Source organism: Saccharothrix longispora, from assembly GCF_031455225.1.
GTDB classification, from domain to species: domain Bacteria; phylum Actinomycetota; class Actinomycetes; order Mycobacteriales; family Pseudonocardiaceae; genus Actinosynnema; species Actinosynnema longispora.
The window spans coordinates 2,586,165-2,605,936 of record NZ_JAVDSG010000001.1 but is presented as its reverse complement, the minus strand read 5'-3'; the positions used below and the strand labels follow the sequence as shown (position 1 = coordinate 2,605,936).

15 protein-coding genes are annotated in these 19,772 nt (G+C 73.9%); 4 read left to right on the top strand and 11 right to left on the bottom strand.

Annotated elements, in window-relative coordinates:
- Positions 1-63: 63 nt before the first annotated feature.
- Positions 64-840: a VOC family protein gene (locus tag J2S66_RS10465; RefSeq protein ID WP_310306686.1), complete on the bottom strand. Its 777-nt coding sequence runs from the start codon at positions 838-840 to the stop codon at positions 64-66.
- Between the two features lie 514 nt (positions 841-1,354).
- Between J2S66_RS10465 and J2S66_RS10460 the strand changes: the two genes are divergently transcribed.
- Positions 1,355-3,175 (top strand): Crp/Fnr family transcriptional regulator, encoded by a 1,821-nt coding sequence (locus J2S66_RS10460; RefSeq protein ID WP_310306684.1) that lies wholly within the window; start codon positions 1,355-1,357, stop codon positions 3,173-3,175.
- 129 nt (positions 3,176-3,304) lie between these two features.
- On the opposite strand, the gene J2S66_RS10455 is transcribed toward J2S66_RS10460, so the two are convergent.
- Positions 3,305-4,522, bottom strand: coding sequence for an FAD-binding protein (locus tag J2S66_RS10455; protein ID WP_310306682.1), 1,218 nt, complete (start codon positions 4,520-4,522; stop codon positions 3,305-3,307).
- Between the two features lie 177 nt (positions 4,523-4,699).
- Positions 4,700-6,091: a CoA transferase gene (locus tag J2S66_RS10450; RefSeq protein WP_310306680.1), complete on the bottom strand. Its 1,392-nt coding sequence runs from the start codon at positions 6,089-6,091 to the stop codon at positions 4,700-4,702.
- A gap of 300 nt (positions 6,092-6,391) precedes the next feature.
- Here J2S66_RS10450 and J2S66_RS10445 point away from each other — a divergent pair, with 300 nt between their 5' ends.
- The gene (locus tag J2S66_RS10445) at positions 6,392-7,429 is read left to right on the top strand and encodes a Gfo/Idh/MocA family protein (protein ID WP_310306678.1); all 1,038 of its coding nucleotides are present in this window, start codon (positions 6,392-6,394) and stop codon (positions 7,427-7,429) included.
- Between the two features lie 390 nt (positions 7,430-7,819).
- The gene (locus tag J2S66_RS10440) at positions 7,820-9,187 is read left to right on the top strand and encodes a pyridoxal phosphate-dependent decarboxylase family protein (protein ID WP_310306676.1); all 1,368 of its coding nucleotides are present in this window, start codon (positions 7,820-7,822) and stop codon (positions 9,185-9,187) included.
- Between the two features lie 85 nt (positions 9,188-9,272).
- Here the strand turns inward: J2S66_RS10440 and J2S66_RS37130 are convergent, their stop codons facing one another.
- The 6 genes from J2S66_RS37130 to J2S66_RS10405 all read right to left on the bottom strand — a co-directional run bounded on the left by J2S66_RS37130 (position 9,273) and on the right by J2S66_RS10405 (position 17,235).
- On the bottom strand, positions 9,273-10,520 hold the full coding sequence (locus J2S66_RS37130; RefSeq protein ID WP_374726074.1) for an endonuclease: 1,248 nt from the start codon (positions 10,518-10,520) through the stop codon (positions 9,273-9,275).
- Between the two features lie 130 nt (positions 10,521-10,650).
- The gene (locus J2S66_RS10425) at positions 10,651-11,937 is read right to left on the bottom strand and encodes a transporter (protein WP_310306674.1); all 1,287 of its coding nucleotides are present in this window, start codon (positions 11,935-11,937) and stop codon (positions 10,651-10,653) included.
- Between the two features lie 3 nt (positions 11,938-11,940).
- Positions 11,941-12,474 carry a hypothetical protein gene (locus J2S66_RS10420; protein WP_310306672.1) on the bottom strand — a complete coding sequence of 178 codons (534 nt, stop codon included), beginning with the start codon at positions 12,472-12,474 and terminating at the stop codon, positions 11,941-11,943.
- Complete coding sequence (locus tag J2S66_RS10415) at positions 12,471-14,603, bottom strand: hydantoinase/oxoprolinase family protein (protein WP_310306670.1); 2,133 nt, start codon at positions 14,601-14,603, stop codon at positions 12,471-12,473. The genes J2S66_RS10420 and J2S66_RS10415 overlap by 4 nt, the downstream gene beginning before the upstream one ends.
- Positions 14,603-16,222, bottom strand: a complete 1,620-nt coding sequence (locus J2S66_RS10410) for an FAD-dependent oxidoreductase (RefSeq protein ID WP_310306668.1) — start codon at positions 16,220-16,222, stop codon at positions 14,603-14,605. Before J2S66_RS10410 ends, J2S66_RS10415 begins: the two co-directional genes overlap by 1 nt.
- Complete coding sequence (locus J2S66_RS10405; protein ID WP_310306666.1) at positions 16,219-17,235, bottom strand: LacI family DNA-binding transcriptional regulator; 1,017 nt, start codon at positions 17,233-17,235, stop codon at positions 16,219-16,221. Before J2S66_RS10405 ends, J2S66_RS10410 begins: the two co-directional genes overlap by 4 nt.
- Positions 17,236-17,416: 181 nt before the next feature.
- Between J2S66_RS10405 and J2S66_RS10400 the strand changes: the two genes are divergently transcribed.
- On the top strand, positions 17,417-18,412 hold the full coding sequence (locus J2S66_RS10400; protein ID WP_310306663.1) for a hypothetical protein: 996 nt from the start codon (positions 17,417-17,419) through the stop codon (positions 18,410-18,412).
- Positions 18,413-18,416: 4 nt separating this feature from the next.
- Here J2S66_RS10400 and J2S66_RS10395 read toward each other — a convergent pair whose 3' ends face one another.
- Positions 18,417-18,902 (bottom strand): hemerythrin domain-containing protein, encoded by a 486-nt coding sequence (locus J2S66_RS10395; RefSeq protein WP_310306661.1) that lies wholly within the window; start codon positions 18,900-18,902, stop codon positions 18,417-18,419.
- 25 nt (positions 18,903-18,927) lie between these two features.
- Entirely contained in the window at positions 18,928-19,662 is a 735-nt protein-coding gene (locus J2S66_RS10390; RefSeq protein ID WP_310314741.1) for an alpha/beta hydrolase, read from the bottom strand.
- Positions 19,663-19,772: the final 110 nt, after the last annotated feature.

Genomic DNA, 19,772 nt, shown 5'->3' with positions numbered 1-19,772 from the left:
AACGGCACGCGCGGGCGGTCGCGGACCGTCGGGCCGGTCCGACGGCGGAGGTCGGGCGGCGGGTCAGGCGGGCGAGCTGGTGATCACCGCGCAGCGCGCGCCGAACGGGTCCTCCAGCCACGCCATGCGGCCGACGCCGGCGAGGTCGGCGGTGGGCAGGACGGCGCGGCCGCCGAGGGCGGCGTTGCGCGACACGGCGGCGTCGGTGTCGGCGACCTCGAAGTAGGGCAGCCAGTGCGCCCGCTCGCCTTCCTGGAGGTCGGCGACACCGCCGAACGAGGTGCTCTCGTCCCCGTCCTCCGGGGTGAACACGGTGTACGCGCCGTCATCGGCGTCGGCGGGGACCGTGGTGACGGTCCAGCCGAACACGGCGCGGTAGAAGTCGTGCACACCCGCCGGGTCGGGGGTCTGGAGTTCGACCCAGCCCAGGGAGCCCGGTCCGGTGACCTCGTCGAGGCCCGCGGTGTCGCCGGGCTGCCAGATCGCGAAGTCCGCGCCGCCGGGGTCGGTGAGCTGCGCCATGCGCCCGTTGGTGAACACGTCGAACGGGTCGACCCGCACCTCGCCGCCCGCCTCGGCGACGGCCGCCGCGGTGGTGTCGGCGTCGGCGGTCTGGAAGTACACCGTCCACGCCGACCGCGCGTCGTCCCCGGTGAGCGGTCCGGCGGCGGCCACCGTGCGGCCGTCGTGCCGGAACACGCCGTACTCTCCGGCGTGCGGGCCGAGCGGGTGGAAGGTCCACCCGAACACGCCGCGGTAGTGCTCGGCGGCGCGGGCGACGTCCGGGCTTCCGAGGTCCACCCAGCTCGGGACGCCGGGCACGTAGTTCGTGGTGAGCACGGCCTGCACCTTCCTCCGGTCGGTACGCGCCCCACGTTAGCCCCGCCGGCGGGGCGCGGTCCCACCCGCGCTCGCTCCCCTTTCGAGTGAATCCGTTCACGTTCTCGTGATCGCGCCGGGGCGCGTGCCCGCCCGCCCGGGACATCCCCCGGCGGGGGCGGCGGGAAGGGTTGGCATGATCACCTGGTGACCGGTTCCGCGAATGTTCCCGCCCGCGGTCCACACCGTAACGGAACTCATTGGTTCTCGATGGCAATCTTGCAGGACCGGAGACGGAACCACCTGGCTGCTTGCCCGGTTTTCCGCACTATTGCGGACTATCTCGAATCATCCGACCATTCGCACCGTAACGATGTCACGGGATGCGCTAACGAATGCCCGATGCAACCGATATCGCCGCTATGGACGACGATTCCACTCCGGCGGTACGAGTGACCGCACCCGAACGACGGAGCACTGCGTCCGAACGCCTGAACCGCACCGTCGCGGACCGAGCAACCACATGGGGTGCCGGATGAACAGCCGAATGGTCGAACTGGAAGCAGTCCTGTCACGTTCCGCACCCGACCGGGCCGCGGCGAGGCGCCTGGCCGTGGAGCTGGCGCGCTCGCTGGACGCCCCGAGCGCGCGACGTGACGTGGACCGGCTGCTGCGCTGCGCGTCGTCGTTGACCCGGCTCGGCTCGGCCGACGCCGCGGACGCGCTGCTGATCTCGATGCTCGCCCTGGTGGACCCGACGGGTCCCGAGGCGGCCCGGGTGCGCGACCAGCAGGCGCTGGTCGCGGTGGCCCGGGGTCGGGGGCGGGGCGAACCGCGCGGGCGGGGCGAGGCCCCGGTCGTGCGGTCGGTGCACCGGCGGGTGCCGGGCACGGTGTTCGGGCGGTGCGCTCCCCCGCGCCAGGTGGTCGGCGACTTCCTGGAGCCCTCGCCCGACCCGGTCGCGGTCGGCGCGGTCGCGGTGGCGTTCGAACGCGCGCACGCCACCGGGACCGGCGCCCTGGAGCTGGCGTTGCAGCGCAACGCGGCGGTGCTGGGCGTCAACCACCCGCAGACGGTGGTGGCGCGGCTGGGCCTGATGTGCGCGCGGTTCCGGATCGCCCGCGACCAGGCCGACACCGAGGAGCTGGCGGAGGCGCTGACCGACCTGCGCGAGGCGACGGACCGGGCGCTGAACTCGCTGGGCGCGCACCACCCCAGGGCGGTGGTGGCGCAGGCGAACCTGGCGTCGGCGGAGTTCGAGCTGGCGCGGGCGCACCGGTCGGTCGAGCGGGCCAGACCGGCGCTGACCAGCCTGCGCACCGCCGCCGACCGGACGGCCACCAGGCTCGGCTCGGACCACCCGCACGCGGTCATCGCGACGGCGAACCTGGCGTCGGCGGAGCTGGAACTGGCGCACGTGGAGGGCACCCGGGCGCAGACGCAGCGGCTGCTGGACGTGGTGCGCGACGCGGCGGGCCGGTCGGTGGCGGCACTGGGCGCGGACCACCCGGCGGTGGCGGCGCTGGACGAGCAGCGGCGGGCGTGCGAGGCACTGCTGTCGGGCGTCGGGCCGGACCCGTCGTTCGAGCGCGGCTACGCCTCGTTCGCCGACGCCGGCCGCTCGCTGGCCACCGCGAAACCCACCTCTCCCGCGGCGCGGCAGCCGACGGGGGCGGTCGTCCCGGAGTGGCCGGTGGGCACGCTGCTGGCGCGGCTGCGCGAGACCAGCCGCCAGGAGCTGATCAACCTCGGCACGACGGTGCGCTACGCCGCCGACCGGGAGATCATCGTCCAGGACGCGAAGGACACGCACGCGTTCCTGCTGCTCGACGGCGTCGTCAAGGTCATGGTCGCCGACGAGACCGGGGACACCGCGGTGCTGACCGTGCGGGTCGCGGGCGACCTGGTGGGCGAGATGGCCGCGATGGACCACAAGCCGCGCTCGGCGACCGTGGTGACCTGCGGCGACGTGGTGGCGAAGCTGATCACCAGCGCGGAGCTGCACAGCTTCCTGCACCGCCGCAACGAGGGGTTCGTGGAGCTGATCGGCGTGATCGACGACCAGCTGCGGTGGGCCAACCGGCGGCGGCGCGACTTCCTGTCGCACACCGCGTCGGAGCGGGTGGCGCGGGTGCTGGCCGAGATGGTGCGCGCGCACGGCAGGCAGGAGGTCGGCGGCTGGGTGCTGGGCATCCCGCTGACCAAGGTGGAGCTGGCCTCGATCGCCGGGATGAAGCCGCGCACGGCGGAGAAGGCGTTCGCCGACCTGCGCAAGGCCGGCGTGGTGGTCAGCCACCTGCGCCGCGACGTGGTGGTGCCGGACCTGGAGGCGCTGCGCCGCTTCGCGCGGTTGTGACGGCACCGGGACGTCAGGTGCGTCACCGGGGTGGGCCGGATGTCCGGCCCACCCCTTCCCGTTTCCCTTTCCGACCCCGCGGCACCTCGTTCCCGGATGGTCGACCCCGCTTTCACCACCGCCGCGCGCTTATCCGGTAAAGCGCCCGTCGCGGGTGTTGTCGCGGAACTTCCCGGTCGGGTCGAGCCGTGCGCACAACTCGGCGAAATCCCGTGCGCGCGGGTACCGGCCGGCCACGTCCGGCAGCTCGGTGACCTTGCCCCAGTGGGGCCGGGGGTCGAAGGGCAGCAGCGCCTCCTCCACGCGGCGCAGCACCGCCCGCACGCCGACCTCGTCGGGCCGCCAGGTGAAGTGGAACGCCGCGCTGGGCCGGTCGTGCACCATGCTCATCCACTGGGTGTCCGCGGCGACCGTCCTGATCTCGGAGGTCAGCAGGAACGGCGCCAGCTCGTCGCGCAGCCCTTCGAGCGCGCGCAGCGCCTGCCCGGCGTGCTCGCGCGGGACGAAGTACTCCGCCTGCAACTCCTCGCCGACGCTGGGCAGGAAGTCGGCCCGGAAGTGCGGCAACCTCTCGTGCCACGGTCCGGGCACGCCGAACTGCGCGGTGCAGCGGTGCGGCGGCTGCCCCTCCACGGGGTGCCGGGCCTCGGGCGCGTCCCGCCCCACCCGCAGGGGCCTGCGCTCGTCGCCCGCCCGGTGCTTGGCGAACACCCGCGCCCGGCCGTGCCAGTCGGTGAAGGCGCTGACGCTGTAGGCGCTGCCGAAGATCGCGTCGAAGTCCTCCACCAGCGCGTCGAGGGGCACGTCGTCGTACACGCGCTGCTCGACGTCGAAGGTGTCGACCACCTCCAGCTCCACGTGCGTGACCACGCCCAGGGCGCCGAAGGCCACCACGGCCCCGTCGAAGCCCTCCTCGCCCCGGGCGAAGGTGACCGTTTCCCCCTCGGCGGTGACGAGTTCCACCCGCCGCACCAGGCTCGCCAGCGACGGGACGTCGTCGCCGGACCCGTGCGTGGCGGTGGCGGTCGCGCCGGCGATCGAGATGTGCGGCAGCGACGGCATGGCGGGCAGCGCCAGTCCCCTGGCCTGCAACAACTCGGCGAGGCGCGCCAGCCGCATGCCGGCGTCGGCCCGGACGGCCCGGTCGCCGACCTCGAACACCTCGGGCATGGCGTCGAGCGCGACCTGCGTGCCGGTGGTGTCGGCGATCCGGCTGAACGAGTGGCCCGTGCCGACGGCGCGCGCGGTCGTCGCGCCGGCCACGAGCCGGCGGACCTCGTCGACCGAGCCGGGGTGCTCGGTGCGGGTGGCGGAGAACGTGACGTTGCCTGCCCAGTTGGTGCTCACCCACCGGATTCTGCCCCACGGTCGGGCGACACCCGACGGGCGAGTTCCAGCACGTCCGCGACACTCCGCGAGGCCGGTCCCGACCTCGGCCGTCACCGGACACCTCCGGAGGCGGCGAGAGCTCCGACTCGGTGATCGGCACGTCGTGGCCCCGGGCGTGAGGCCGTCGGGGTTCCGTCACGTGAACTCCCACGGCGAGGTGGGCACGACGCAGCCGTCGCGGGTGAGGGCGCGGGCGAAGCGGTCGTCGCGGGCGAGGGCGGCGAGGTCCGTGCAGACCTCGGCGGTGCGCGGGGCGGTGTCCCGGCGGGCGGCGCGGCTGTTCAGGCGGGAGGCCGCGCCCAGCAGGGGCGCGGTGAGGGTGTGGCCGGCGCCGCTCGTGGCGCGGCGGGTCAGGGCGTCGACCACGCCGTGGGCGCAGACGACGGCGCCGTAGGTCTCGACGATCGTCACGAGGGAGCCGGGGACGCCCGCGCGGGCCTGGGCGGCGGACTCGCCGGCGGCGTGCGGCGGGGCGTCGAGGTGGGTGGCGGCGTGGGCCTGGACCAGGCCGGGGTGGACGCGGGCGGCGTCACGGGGGCGCAGGGGCGCGACGGCGGGCGACCAGTCGTGCAGCAGGACGTCGACGGCGGCGACCAGGTCCAGCAGTTCGCGGCGGCCGGCGACCGTGGCCGGGTCGACGCCGACCGAGCGCTTGCCGCGGTTGAGGGCGTGGAAGTGGGCGGACACGCCCGCGGCGCGGGGCGCGGCGTCGCGGCGGGGGTCGCCGCCGGGCGGTTCGACGCGGATGACGGTGGCGCCCAGGTGCCGCAGGAGCTGGCCGGCGAGGGAGCCGTGCAGGCGGGTGCACGATTCGAGCACCACGAGGCCGGACAGCGGCAGGCCGTCGGTCGCGGGACGCAGGGGGTGCGGCGCGGGAGCCGCGTGGGGGCGCAGGTCGTGCGGCGGAACGCGGTCCACGGTCCGGTGGGACACGCGGACCAGGGGCACGCGGACGGTGGTCGCGGTGCGTTCGAGGAACTCGACGGGGGTGCGGGCGGCGACGGCGGTGAGGCCGGGCGGGAGCGGGCAGGTGGCGGTGGCGTGACGGGCGGCATAGGGGCGCCAGGCGTCGCGGGCGGTGTCCCGGGCGACGCCCGCGGCGGTCCAGAAGCGGCACCACGCGTCGGCGTCCGTGGTCACGACCTCGAACGCGACGCCGTCGGCCGACACGAACGGGGGGCCGCCGACGTGGAACGGGCCCTCGGGGTCGTCGGCGGTGGCGGCGGCCAGGTAGGGCGAGACGGCGAGCAGCGCGGCCTGCGCGACGGAGGTGCGCGCGACGCGCCGGGGCAGCCCGCGCAGGTGCCCGAGGCCGGTCGCGGCGGTGCCGGTGGCGGCGAGCTCGGCGGCGACCACGGAGGCGTAGTCCAGGCCGAGGGGCGTGGGGCGGCCGAAGCGGCGGCCGTGGACGTGCATGAGGCCGCAGGCGGCCTGGACGTCGAGTTCGCCCGCCAGCGGCAGGTCCACCGGCCCGGCCCACGGGACGGCGGCGCGCGCCGGGGCCCCGCGGGTGATCTGGGCCGTCACGCGGACCTCCCCCGTTCTCGCGTGGCCCGACAATGCGCCCCGCGCTTATCGGCGGGCGCGTCGGGAAATGGTGCCGATTGCGGGAAGAATGGAACGGTCAGCGCACTCACCTCCGCGGTCGTCGTTCCGGGCCGAGCGTATGGCAGGTGACCTGCGGGGCCTCCGCACACCGGGCAGTTCACTCTTCCTGGTCAACTCGCCGGATGCGTGTTGACAGTCCGGGCACGATTGGGACAACGTCGGACCGGATCAATTGGATCGCTATTCACGGTGCCTTCGAGACAAGACGGGGCTCATCTGGTGCGCACACTCGTCGTGGGTCTGGGCCGGGCCGGTGCGGAACTGCACCTCCCGGCGCTGGCCAGGGCACGAGCCTCGGTCCGGCAACTGTTCGACGACCGGCCGGTGGTGGCGTGCGACCCCCGCCGACCGCTCACCGAACTGCCCGGCGTGACGGTGGTCGGCAGCCTCGCGGAGGCCGCCGCGCTGCTCGACCCCGGTGACGCGGTGGCGCACGTGTGCACACCGCCGGCGGTGCGCGCCGAGGTGGTCGCGGAGCTGGCCGAACGCGGGTTCCGCAACGTGGTCGTGGAGAAGCCGCTGGCCGCGGACACCGACGACCTCGCGCGGGTCATCCGGCTGCGCCGCCGCCACGGCCTCCGGGTCGCGGTGGCCGAGCCGTGGCTGACCAGCGTGCTCGCCGAGCGACTGGTGGGCCTGGTGCGCGGCGGGTCGATGGGCGAGCCGCGGTCGGTGTCGATGGAGCTGAACAAGCCGCGGTTCCGCCGGACGCTGTCCGTGCCGGACCAGTCGACGGCGTTCGACGTGGAGCTGCCGCACGGCGTGGGCCTGGCGCTGCGGCTGGCGGGCAGCGCCCGGGTCACCCACGCGGCCGGGTTCGACCTGGTCGTGGACGACGTGGTGGTGCCCCGCATGGGCGGGGCGCGGATCGGGCTGCGGCACAACAGCGGGGTGCGCACGGAGATCAGCTCGGACCTGACCTCGCCGGTGCGGGAGCGGCGGATCACCGTGGAGTTCGAGCGGGGCAGCGCGGTCGGGCACTTCGCGGTCAGCGACGAGGACGACCACGCGCAGCTCACGGTGCTCGTGAACGGGCACCGCGCACACGAGATCATGCGGGACGACGCGATGACCGAATGGGTGATCCGCGCCTACCGGCTGTTCCACGGTTCCGGCGACCAGCACGCGCGCGGGTTCGCGTTCGCCACCGACGTGGTGCAGTTGCTGTCGGTTGCCAAGAACATCTGCGCGGAGCCCGTCGTGCCCGCAGCACGGGGTGAATCGACACCCGGCCGGGTGGCGGCCCGGTTGCGGTGACCCGCTTTTCGGGATGAATGGGCGCGGTCGACGAGTTCGCGCATTGGTGCGCGCCGCGCGAATTCCACCGACCACCGCCCGGTGGCGCCGCGACAACACCCTCCGCCGAGCCGCCGGGCCGAAACCGATCGCGCGGGCCGGCGGGTCCGACGGGCCGACTGCGCCACGCGGAGCACGACCTGGACACGACGACCACCGTCATCCCGCAGCGGACCGGTGTGATCGCGGGATCGGTCCCGTCCGCCGTCGTCCTCCTCGATCCCGTGCCGCTGGTCATCGCCTGGTCGGCGATGCGGTAGGTGTCCGGTTTCGGCGAAGTGGACCGGGACACAGCCGGCCGGCCACGCCTAGGGTCCTCGTCGCCCGCCCCTCCCCGCGACTGGAGCCACCGTGCTGGACGACCTGGCCGACCTGCCCGACCTGCTGGACACGACGAGCCGCTACGCCGCGTCGGTGCTGACCGGTCTGCCCACGCGCCCGGTCGTACGGGCCGCGCCGGTCGCACCGTCCCCGCTGCCCGAGGCGGGCATCGGCTTCACGGGCGCGCTGGACCTGTTCGACCGGCGGTGGGCACCGGGCTTCTCGGCCGCCGCCGGTCCCCGCTACCTCGGGTTCGTCACCGGCGGCAGCACCCCCGCCTCGATCGCGGGCGACTGGCTGACCTCGGCGTTCGACCAGAACCCGGCCGCCTCGGACGGCTCGTCGGCCCCCGACCTGGAACGCGAGACCGTGCGGTGGCTCGCCGCCCTGTTCGGGTTGGGCGAGGAGCACTCGGGCGCGTTCGTCAGCGGGGCGACCACGTCCAACCTCGTCGGCCTCGCCGTGGCCCGCGAGTGGCTCGGCGAACAGCTCGGGGTGTCGGTGGCCGACGAGGGCGTCGGCGCGCTCGGACCGGTGCGCGTGCACTCGGGAGCCGCGCACTCCAGCGTGTCCAAGGCGCTGTCGGTGCTCGGCCTGGGCCGCGACAGCCTGCGCCCGGTGCCCACCCTGCCCGGTCGCGAGGCGATCGACGTCGACCGGTTGGCCGACGAGCTCGACGGCACGCCCGCGATCGTCGTGGCGAACGCGGGCACGGTCGACACGGTCGACTTCGACGACCTGCGCGCACTGGTGGACCTGCGGTCGCGGAAGAAGTTCTGGCTGCACGTCGACGCCGCGTTCGGCGGGTTCGCCGCCCTGTCACCACGGCACGCACACCTGGTCGACGGCCTCGCCGAAGCCGACTCGGTGTGCGTCGACCTGCACAAGTGGCTCAACGTCCCCTACGACTCGGCCGTCCAGTTCACCCGCCGCCGCGACCTCCAGCTGAAGGTCTTCCGCAACGCGGCCCCCTACCTCGGACAGCCCACCGACAACCCGGACTTCGTCCACCTGACCCCGGAGAACTCGCGCCGCCTGCGCGCCCTGGCCACCTGGTTCACCCTCACCGCCTACGGACGCGACGGCCACCGCGACGTCGTCGAGCGCTGCACCGCCCTGGCGCACGACCTGGGCGACCGCATCGCCCGGACCCCCGCCCTGCGCCTGCTCTCCCCCGTCCTCCTCAACGTCGTCTGCTTCACCCTCACCCACGACCCCACCCGGGAACGCGTCGCCGAAGCCGCGCGCCGCATCGCCGCCACGGGCGACACCTTCCTCGCCACTACCGTCCACAAAGGACAACCGGCGCTGCGGGCCGCGTTCAGCAACTGGCGCACCCTGCCGACCGACGTCACCACCGTGCACAACGCCCTGATCACCGCCTGCACCGACCTCTGAACCCCGCCACTCGACCAGGCGAACACCGGAGGAACAGGTCCGCCCGGCCCCCGCGCAGCGAGGACCGGGCGGACCGCGAAACGGCTCAACCCCAGATCGACGTCGCCCACTCCGGGTGGTCGACGAACGGATTGCGGTTGTGCTGGAAGCTCTCGTAGATCACCTGGTTGCGCCGCTTCTCGAACGCGTCCGGCGGGTCCAGGGCATTCCACTGGAGCAGCACCGACAGACGACCGTGGTACGGCGCGGTCCCGTTGTTCACGGCGTTGTTCATCTCCAGGTCCGGCCAGCCGTCACCGCCCTCATAGCGCACCGCCATGTAGAACAGCATCCGCGCCACGTCACCCTTCACCGCGTCGCGCGGCTCCCACGAGTCGGCGTCGGTGTAGTTGCCCGGCGCCTCGCCCGCCGCCGAACCACCCGTGTCGAAGTCCTTGTTGCCCCGGTTCGCGTTGACCGACACGTCCTCCGGCCGCAGGTGGTGCACGTCGGTGCCCGGCCCGGTCGCCGTGCCGAAGTCACCGTGCGACTTGGCCCAGACGTGCTCCCGGTTCCAGTCGTTCGCGTTGCCGCCGTTGGTCGTCTTGGCCTGGGACCGCCCCGAGTACAGCAGGATCACGTTGGCGCTGTTGGCCGGGTCCTGGTCGGTGACCTTCAACGCCTCCCACACCTGGTCGTAGCCCAGCTTGGTCTGGTTCCTGACGATCCCGTTGAGCGCCGTCTTCAGCGCCGTCCCGGACTTGCCGACCGCGGCCCGGTAATAGGTCTCGTCGTAGCCGCCACCGGGAGCGGACGTCGTGGTCGTCGGCCGGACCGTGGTCGTCGGCCGGACCGTGGTCGTCGGCCGGACCGTCGTCGTCGGCCGGACCGTCGTCGTCGGCCGGACCGTCGTCGTCGGCGGCGGCGACGCCCCCGCGAACGCGAACGCCGTCGGCGACGTCAGCCCGGGGTGCGAGAAGTACGCGCCCAGCGGACCGGTCACGTCCAACTGCCGCCCCAGCAGCGACGGGTTCGTCCTCAACCCCCACTGGGCGCGGAACGACGACGTGATCTGCACGTACAGCATCTGACCGGTGGCGGTCTGCCCCGGCGAATCCGCCAGGGCCAGCGCGTAGTCGGACGGGAAACCGGACCGCACCACGGTGCTGGTGGCGGTCGGCTGCCCCACCACGTAACCGCGCACGGTCGCCGACGCGCCGTTCTGCTGACCGATCGCCTGGGCGACCGTGATCGGCGCGGCACCGGCCGCGGCGCTCGGGATCAGCAGCGCGGTGGCGACCACCGCGACGGACACGACAAAGGCAAGGGGATGCAGCAGGGATTTGTATCGCACGATGGGTGTCTCCTCCCCGAGTGCGGCGTCGCAGGGTGGCCGCACTCGGGCAGGATCGCACGAAAAACAACACTTCAGAGTGAATGATCACCGAACATTGTTGACCAACCGACGAACTGTTGACGCACCCTCACGCCACGAACAACACCGACGTCAACACCAACACCCCCACCGCCATCACCCACGTGTACGGCAACGTCGACGCCATCACCCGCTCCGGCCGCACCCCCGCGTACTGCGCGCTCCACACCGTCTGCGTCGACGTCGGGTCCGACACGCACAACACCTGCCCGTACGACGACATCAACCCCAGCACCGCCGGCACCGGGTACACCCCACCCGACGCCAGCACACCCGCCACCCCCGCGCCCAACCCGTACACGTTCAACGGCCCCCGGTACAGGCACAACGGCACCAGCACCGCGAACACCACCACGAACAACACCGGCCCCGACGGGCTCACCGCCGAGATGATCGGCCGCAACGCGCCCACCGCACCCGGCAACCGCACCGCCGACAACAACATCCCGATCGCCACGAACAGCACCAACGGCGCCGCCGCCACGTCGAACGCCCGGTACAGCGACCGCATCGCCGTCTCACCCCACCGCCCCGGCCGCGTCGACGTCACCAGCGCGAACACCACCCCCACCAACAACGACGGCACGATCGGCAACTCGAACCCCAGCGCCAGCACGATCGGCAGCAGCGGCGCCACCAACGAGAACCACGGCGCGTCACCCCGCCGCACCCGCTTCGACGCGGGCGCCGCCGACGGGGCCCGCACCGCCCACGCGTGCCGCGCACCCCGCCGCCGCGTCTCCACCAGCACGTAGGTCACCCCCACCACCAGCGCGATGGGGAACACCTTCAACTGGAACGACCGCACCTGCTCCAGCGGCAGCCCCACCGCGTCGGCCAGGAACTGCCACCCGATCAACTCGACCGGCAACCCCGTCGCCAACCCCATCAGCACGGTCCCGCCCGCCACCACCGGCGGCACGCCCACCGCGATCATCGCCGGAATGCCCACCACACCGGCCAGCATCGCCGCCGGCGCCGACCCCGTGATGCTCCCGCACAGCACCGCCACCACGTACACGCCCAGCGCCACCACCGCCGGCCGCTCACCGCCGAACTCGACGATCTTGCGCACCAGCGTCGCCGCGATCCCCGTCTCGGCCATCAACGTGCCCAGCCACGACCCCAGCAGCACCGCCACCATGGTCGCCGCCAGCAGCGCCGACCCGGTCTGCAGCACCGTCCCCGTGATGCTGCCCTCCTTCCCCACCCACGGCGCACCGGCCACCGCCGCGATCACCACGGCCATCAACCCCAGCGCGAACGCGGTCGGCAGCACGCGCGTGAGCATCAGCACCACTCCCACGGCCATCACCACCAGAATGGCGATCCCCATCGATCAGCCTCCTTGCACGACGAGCGAGTCCGCGAGCAACGCGGTCAACGAGAGGGGCGAGCGGCGCAGGCCGCCGACCCGGTGGGCGAACCGGTGCGCGACGACCTCGTCGGCACCGGCGACGTGGCCGCGCACGCGCAGCCGTCCGACGCGCAACGCGCAGTGGTCCAGCCTGCGCCTCAGCTCACGCGCCGGCGGCCCGTGCAGGTGGCGGTGCACGACCTCGTGCGCCACGGCGGCGGTGCGCAGCGCGGCCGGGTCCTCGCCACTGAGCGAGGCGAGCAGCTCCACGCTGTCCCGGTACACGGTCACCACGTCGGTGCGGCGGTTGTACTCGGCGAGCGTGACCTGCCGGTCGGTCACCCCACCACGTGCATCTTTGGTCAACACTGAAGTAATAGGGACCAGTGGTACCAGTTCGTCGCCGTAGGCGAGGGCCACCCGAGCCCACCTGAGCAGCAGTTCCGGTGCCCGATCCTCGTGCGTCGGGGTCGCCGCGAGGAGACCGACGGCCAACTCCTCATCCGAACGGGTCATCGCCGCTCCTCCACGATCGCCACCACCGGCTCCTCCGGCGTCCGCGAGGACAGCTCCGCGCCGATCAGCGCCACCAGCTGGTCGCGGTCCAGCACACCCGACAGGTCCGCGATCTTCGGCCCCACCAGCAGCGTCAACGCCGGCGCGCGCGAGCCGCCGTCGCCGTGCGAGGTGTGCTCGTCCACCAGCGCGGCGAGCACCTGCCCGGCCGCGCCGACCGTCGTGGACGCCACGTGCGCGCCCGTGCCGTGCAGCCGCACCACGCCCTCGCGGTCCACCACGCGGACGCGCCGCACCGGCTTCACCAGCCGCCCGAGCAGCCCCGGCCGCCGCACCAGCGCGCCCCACACGGCGTGGTGCGCGGTCGCCGTGATCTCCTCCGGCTCCCCGGGCGCGACGCCCAGCGACCGGGCCACCGCCGCGCGGACGTCGTCCTCGGACACCTCGCCGCCCCGGTCCTTGGCCCGCAGCTCGGTCGCGCCCGTGGCGACCGCGCGGATCAGGTTGCGCTGGGGGTCGACGGTCACGTCCACGTCCACCCCGGCCGGGTCCGCGCCCTGCGCGACCACCGCCGCCTCGGCCTCGGCGCGGACGGCCAGCACGTCGGCGTGCGACGGGTTCGGCACGATCCGCTCCACCGACTCCCGCACCAGCGCCAGCGCCGCGCCGAGCGGGCTGATCACCTCGCTGTGCGCGGCGATCCGCCAGTCCAGCGAGGACTCCGCCCCCAGGAACGGGGTCACGGCCGCCGCTCCCCCGCCACCGCCGACCAGCGTCACCGCCCCGCGGTCGAGCCCGTACGCCTCGACCAGCTCGTCCACCACCGCCAGCACGGGCCCGACCGCCTTGCGCAGCACGATCCGCGCGGTCTCCTCCACGGACGAGCCCAACGCCTCCGCGAGCACCTCCACGGCCGCGCGCGCGACACCGGTGTCGGCCTTGGCGTAGCTGTCCGCGGGCACCACGTCCAGGGCGTTGGCCGCGCACGTGGTGGTCAGCGCGAACCGCCGCCCGTCGGGCGCCTCCAGCGCCACGTAGTCGGCCGGGTCGTCCGGTCGTGGCGACAGGTGCACGAGCACCGCGCCGTCCAGCGCGCCCGGCGCCGCGAAGCACGCGTAGGGCAGACCGGCGATGTGGGCGCTGCGCGGGCCGACGTCCACCACCTCGTGCCGCGAGGCGCGGACCAGCGACCCGCCGCCGACGCCGACCGTGCGCACGTCCAGCGCGGGCAGGTACGTCTCGCGCCCGCCGAGCCGCGCGTGCCGCACCTGAACCTTGCCGCGCCGGACCACGCTGATGTCGGTGGACGTGCCGCCGGTCTCCAGGAAGACCCCCTCGCTGAGCCGGTCCCCCATCAGCGCGCCCGCCACCCCGGCCGCCGGGCCGGACAGCGCGGTCAGCAGCGGCCTCTTGCGCATCTCGGCCACGGACATCACGCCGCCGTCGCCGCGCATCACCATCAGCGGCGCGGTGATCCCCGCCGCCGCGACGCTGCGGTCCACCAGGTCCGCGGTCTCCACCATCCGCGGCATGATCCCGGCGTTGAGCACGGCCGTCCGGGCGCGCTTGGCCAGCCCGTACAGGCCGGTGATGTCGCTGGTCGCGGTCGCGGGCAGGCCCAGCGAGCGCGACCGGTCGACCACCGCGCGCTCCCCGGCCGGGTCGTCCACGCTGAACGGCTCCACCGCCACCACGACCTCGGCGCCCGCGTCGCGCAACCCGGCCAGGGCGCGGTCGCAGTCCGCCGGGTCGCGCACGGCCGCGTACCGGATCGGCAGCGGTCGGCCGGGTGCGAGCTCCAGCTTGCGCAGCGACCGCAGCCGGCCGGTGGCCCACGCGTCGAAGCCGGTGCCGACGCCCGCGATGCCCACCACCGCGACGTCGCCCTCCAGCAGGGCGTTCGTGGCCTGCGTGGTGCCGTGCGCCAGGAACGACACGTCCTCGGCGCCCACCCCGGTCTCCGCGCGCAGCTTCTCCAGCGCCGCCAGGATGCCGTGCGCCACGCCGTCCGCGTGGTCGTGGCTGGTCGGCACCTTCACCTTGCCCAGCAGCTCGAACGTCGTCGCGTCCACGGCCACCGCGTCGGTGAACGTGCCGCCCACGTCGATCCCGATGCGGATGCCGGGCATCAGTACCCCCTCACGTCGGGCCAGTGGCGCTGCACGCCGGCCCGGTCGAGCACCCGGGCGAAGTCGTCGTAGTGGTCCTCGCGCACGGCGCGCGGCGTCGTGCCGGTGCGCAGCGCGTGCGCCGCCAGGTGGCCGGCGACCTCGCCCGCGTTCCACTCCACGGGGTGCAGCCGGTAGCAGCCGTTGGTGATGTGCGTGGTGCCGATGTTCTTGCCGGCGGGCAGCAGGTTCTCCACCCGGCGCGGCAGCAGCGCGCCCAGCGGGATCTCGAACGGCGTGCTGGCGACGTCGATGTAGGTGTCGCCGCCGGTCGAGGGGTGCAGGTCGATGCGGTAGCCGCCGACGCCCACCGAGTCCGGGTGGGACTTGCGGCCGTGCGGCCCGAGCAGGTCGAGCGACACGTCCCGCTCGGTGACCGTGGTGACGGCCTTGATGCGCCGCGACTCGCGCACGTAGGCGGACTTGGCCAGGCCGTCGGCCGTGCCGGTCACGTCGTGGCGCAGCTTCAGGCCGGGGAAGCCCACCTCGGTCTGGAGCCAGTGCAGGACCGACAGCGACAGCTGCTTCGCCTCGAAGTGGGCGCGCTCCACGGCGCCGTCCCCGGCGTCGCCGGCCGCCTCGTCCCCCACGGCGAGGGCCGGTTTCAGCCAGTAGTCGTTGAGCGGCCAGTTCACCAGCGTGATGTCCGAGTCGAACGCGCCCGGCCGGTGCAAGCCGCGGGCCAGGATGCGGCGGAAGCCCCACAGCTCCTTGTCGCCCGCGTCGGCGCTCTGGTCGGCGCTGACCGCCAGCGGGTCGCCCTCCGGGTTCGGGCGGAACGTCCGCTCGACCGGTTCGAGGGTGCGCGGGTCCGGGGCGAGGAGGCCGAGCAGCGGTCCCGGCCAGAAGTCCGGCCGGTAGGAGCGCCAGAAGTCGTACATCTCGGGCCGCTCGATCGTGTGGTCCTCGCCCTCGTGGTGGGACAGGGCGAAGCAGTAGGTGATGCCCTGGAGGTTCGCCGGGTCGGCCACCTCGGGGGCGTGCGGCTCGTCGAACTCGTCGCGCGACTCCGCGCCGACCGCGAACTCCACGCCCGCCAGCGGCAGCAGGTCGCCGTTCTCTGTGGCGTCCAGGACGTAGTCGAACGACACGACCACGCGCCCGTCCGGCCCCTCCAGCGCCACCGCGTCGACCCGGTCGCCGGTCACGTCGGCCGCCACCGGCCGGTGGTGGTGCAGCACGGTCAGCCGCCCGGAGCTGCGGTGCGGCGCGAGCATCGACTCGATGACCGCCAGCGCGACGCGCGGCTCGTGGCACAGCTTGCTGACCCGGCCCGCGCCGGGGTTGAGCTCGGTCAGCCGCAGGGCCTCCGCGCGCAGCGGGTAGTGCCGCCGGTAGTAGTCGCGGATGCCCTCGCGCAGCTCCCGGTAGGAGGCGGTCACGCCGAACCGCTCCACCCACGGGTGCTCGTCCGGCGGCACGGCCTGGGCGGTGAGCTGGCCGCCGAGCCAGTCGGTCTCCTCGGTCAGCACCACGCGGTGCCCGGCGCGGGAGGCGGCCAGCGCGGCGGCCACACCCCCCAGTCCGCCACCGACGACGAGGATCTCGGTGCGCAGTTCGGTCGGGTACCGGGAAGTCATGTGCCCTGCCTGTTCGCGGTGTTCGGGGCGCCCACGCTGCGACCGGGCACGGGTGTGCACGGCAGCAGGCGGTGCGCCTGCGGGGAATCGGGGGTGACCACGCCGGTCACCAGGTCCACGAGCAGCCGCACCGCGGCGCGGCCCATCTCGTAGCGGGGCACCTGGAAGCCGGTGACGGCCGGGTCCTCGTCCGGCGGCTGCCCCAGCACCGCCAGCGACAGGTCGTGCGGCACCGACAAGCCCGCCTGCTCGACCGCCCGCCGCACCGACAGGTACGCGGCCGAGGTGTCGGTCTCCTCGACCACGACGGCCGTGACGCCCTGCTCGACCCACCGCCGCACGGGTGCGGGGCCGTCCGTCCGCACCACCCCGACGTCGAGCCCGGCCTCGCGGGCCGCGTCCAGCACACCGCGCTCGCGGTCGGCCGACGACGGCGCCTCGTCCGGTTCGCGCAGGTAGCGGATCTCGCGGTGGCCGAGACCGACCAGCCGCCGCACGACCGCCGCCGACGCCGTCACGTAGTCCGCGCCCACGTACGGGATGCCCGGCTCGTCGCGGCGCCCGATGTAGACCAGCGGGAACCCGTCGGCGACCAGCGGCGCGACCGCGTCGGCCGGGACGTGCCGGCCGAAGAACAGGCAGCCGTCGGCGATGCGGGTGCGCCGCAGCTCGGCCGCGTCGTGGTCGCGGGCGCCGGTGAACAGGACCAGGTCCTGCCCCAGCGCCGCGGCCTCCTCCTCGACGCCGACCAGGATCGGGTAGTACGAGTCGGCCACGTTGGTGGGGAAGGTGCGCTTGAACGTGTAGACGCCGAGCAGGCTGTTGTGGCGCGACGCCAGCCTGGTCGCGACGGGGTCGGGCACGTAGCCGAGCTGCTCGGCGGCGGCGAGGACCCGCAGCCGGGTCCGCTCGGCCATCCGCAGGCCCGAGCGGTTGCCGCCGAGCACGACCGACACGGTCGCCTGCGACACGCCGGCGAGCTTGGCGATGTCCGACTGCCTCGGTCTGGGCACCTGTTCTCCTTCGTGCTGATGCGGATTAGCAGGAGACTCGGTGGCGATCCGCACCAAGTCAACGTTTCGGGCGTGGATCGACCTGAAAAACGATTAATACGTATTAGCACCTTGACGTGGTTCAGGTCACGTCACTTCACTGCCGGACAGCGCACCGCTCCGACGACGAAGGGAGCGCTCGATGACCCACCTGTCCCGCCGCGAGGTGTTCCGGGCAGCCGCGGTGACCGGCATCGGACTGGCCGCCGGCACGACCCTCGGCACCGGCACCGCGGGCGCGGAGCCCGCGGGCTTCCCCACCTACCGCTACCAGGGCCTCGCCCTCGACAAGGCGCGGCTGCGGTACAACCCGACGGGCGAGCTGATCTTCCCCTGCGTGCGCGGCACGGTCGGCCGGGTGTCCGGCGCGCTGGGCCGCTTCCACCTCTACTACGCGCCGCACGACGCACCCGGCGGCATCTGCCTGGCCTACGCGGACTCGCTCGGCGGGCCGTACACCGAGTACGCGGCCAACCCGATCGTCGGCCGCACCTGGGCCGGCCACTACGACGTGAGCCACGTGTCCTCGCCCCACGTGCTGTGGAACGAGGACGTGAGGGAGATGTGGCTCTACTTCCACGGCGAGAACACCACCACGCGGCTGGCCCGGTCCAAGGACGGCATCCGCTTCACCTACGACAAGGTCGTGCTGACGACGTCGATGCTCCAGGCGGGCGCCACCGAGGCGTCGTACGCGCGGGTGTTCCGGCACGACCTGCCCAACGGGGCCCGGTACGTCATGGTCTTCATGGTCAACGACACGACGAACCGCCGGTCCATCGGCTGGGGCTGGTCGACCGACGCGCGGAACTGGACGTTCTCGAAGACCCCGCTGGTCCGGCCGCAGGACGTCGGCGTGCGGGACGTCGGGGCGCCGCACGTCGTGCGGCGCAACGGCACCACGTACGTCGTCTACCACTGCAACAAGGAGGCGGGCGGCCGGATGCTGATCACCGAGGTCGGCAACGACTTCACCCGGCGCAACCACCTGGGCACCTTCCACGCCCCGCTCGCCGGGTTCCCGGACGACGGCCGCTGCGCCGCGCCGTCGTTCGGCAGCGACGGCGGCGCGGAGTACATGGTCTACGAGGCGGGCGAGCGCCTGTCCGGCAACATCGCCATCGCGCGGGGCTTCTAGCCCGTCAGTCGGGGACCGCCGTCGCGCGGGCGACGAGTTCGGCGTCCGCCGCGCCGAGTTCGCCGGTCAACGCGGACAGCGCGGCGGCGATCTTGCGCTCCTCGTAGGTGAAGTGCGTCTCCAGCAGGGCGGCCACGCTGTCGACCTCGGTGCGCAGCGCCGAACGCGCGGCCTCGTCGTCACCCGCCTCCCCGACCAGGCGGGTGAGGGCGTCGAGCGCGTCGGACACGATGACGTGGTCGCGGGCCAGTTCGTCGAGCACCGGCCGGAGTTCGGGGTGCTCCCGCGCCAGGACGGGGAACGCGCCGTCGTCCTCGGCGGTGTGGTGGCGGGTCACGGCGGCGCAGAACGACAGGCAGTGCGCGCGCAGGTCCCGCAGGTCGGGGGCGTTGAGGGCGTCGCCCAGTTCCTCGACCCGCTCGCGCAGGGCGATGTGCACCTGGACGAGCTGGTTGCCGAAGGCGACGAGCCGGGCGGGTGGTTCGACCACGGCGTGATCTTCGCACGTGCCCGCGTCAGCGCGCCGGCGACACCGCCTCCCGGGCCGCCGCCCACTCCGCCAGGCGCGGTGCGAGCAGCTCGTAGAGGTGCGGGTCCAGGGCCATCCCGGTGTGCGTGCTCCCGACCTCGACGCACTCGGCGCACGGGTCGGCGCACAGCTCCGGCGGCGCGATGACGTCGTGGCGCGAGTAGAACGCCAGCGCGGGCACGGTCAGCGGGTCGGCCATGGCGGTGGAGTTGGTGTCGTAGCAGGGCCCGGCGAAGCAGTCCTCGTCCAGCAGGCCCGGCAGGCCGGCGGCGGAGAGGCGGGCCAGGGTGCGGGCCACGCGGACCACGCTGGGGTGCGCGCCGAGGGTGTCCAGGACGGGGCTGGCCAGCATCACCAGGCCGCGCACGAGTTCCGGGCGGCGCACGGCCAGGAGGCGGGCCAGTCCTCCCCCTCGGCTCTGGCCGAACAGCACCACCGGGCCGCCGGTGGCCTCGTGGTGCGCTTCGAGCCGCTGTTCGAGGCGGTCCACCAGCGCGGTGGTGCACCCGACGTTGAGGCCGATGCGCGCCCCGATCGGCACGTAGCCGCGACGGGCGAGCCAGGTGCGGGTCAGCCGCAGGCTGAGGTCGCCGAAGCCGAACCCGGGCACCAGCAGCACACCGGTGCCCCGGCCCTGGTCCGGGTCGGCGTCGCGCCAGGCCGCGTGGGACAGCAGGCGCGGAATGCCGAGCACGGCCAGCAGCACCTGCTCCCTGGCCATGGCCCGAGCGCTGTCGACGACACCCACGGGCACCTCCCTCTCCGGCCTCGCCCCTCTCCCGCCTCGTCCGGGACCGGAGGGTTCCCGGTTCCGCGCCGGCCAATCCCGGT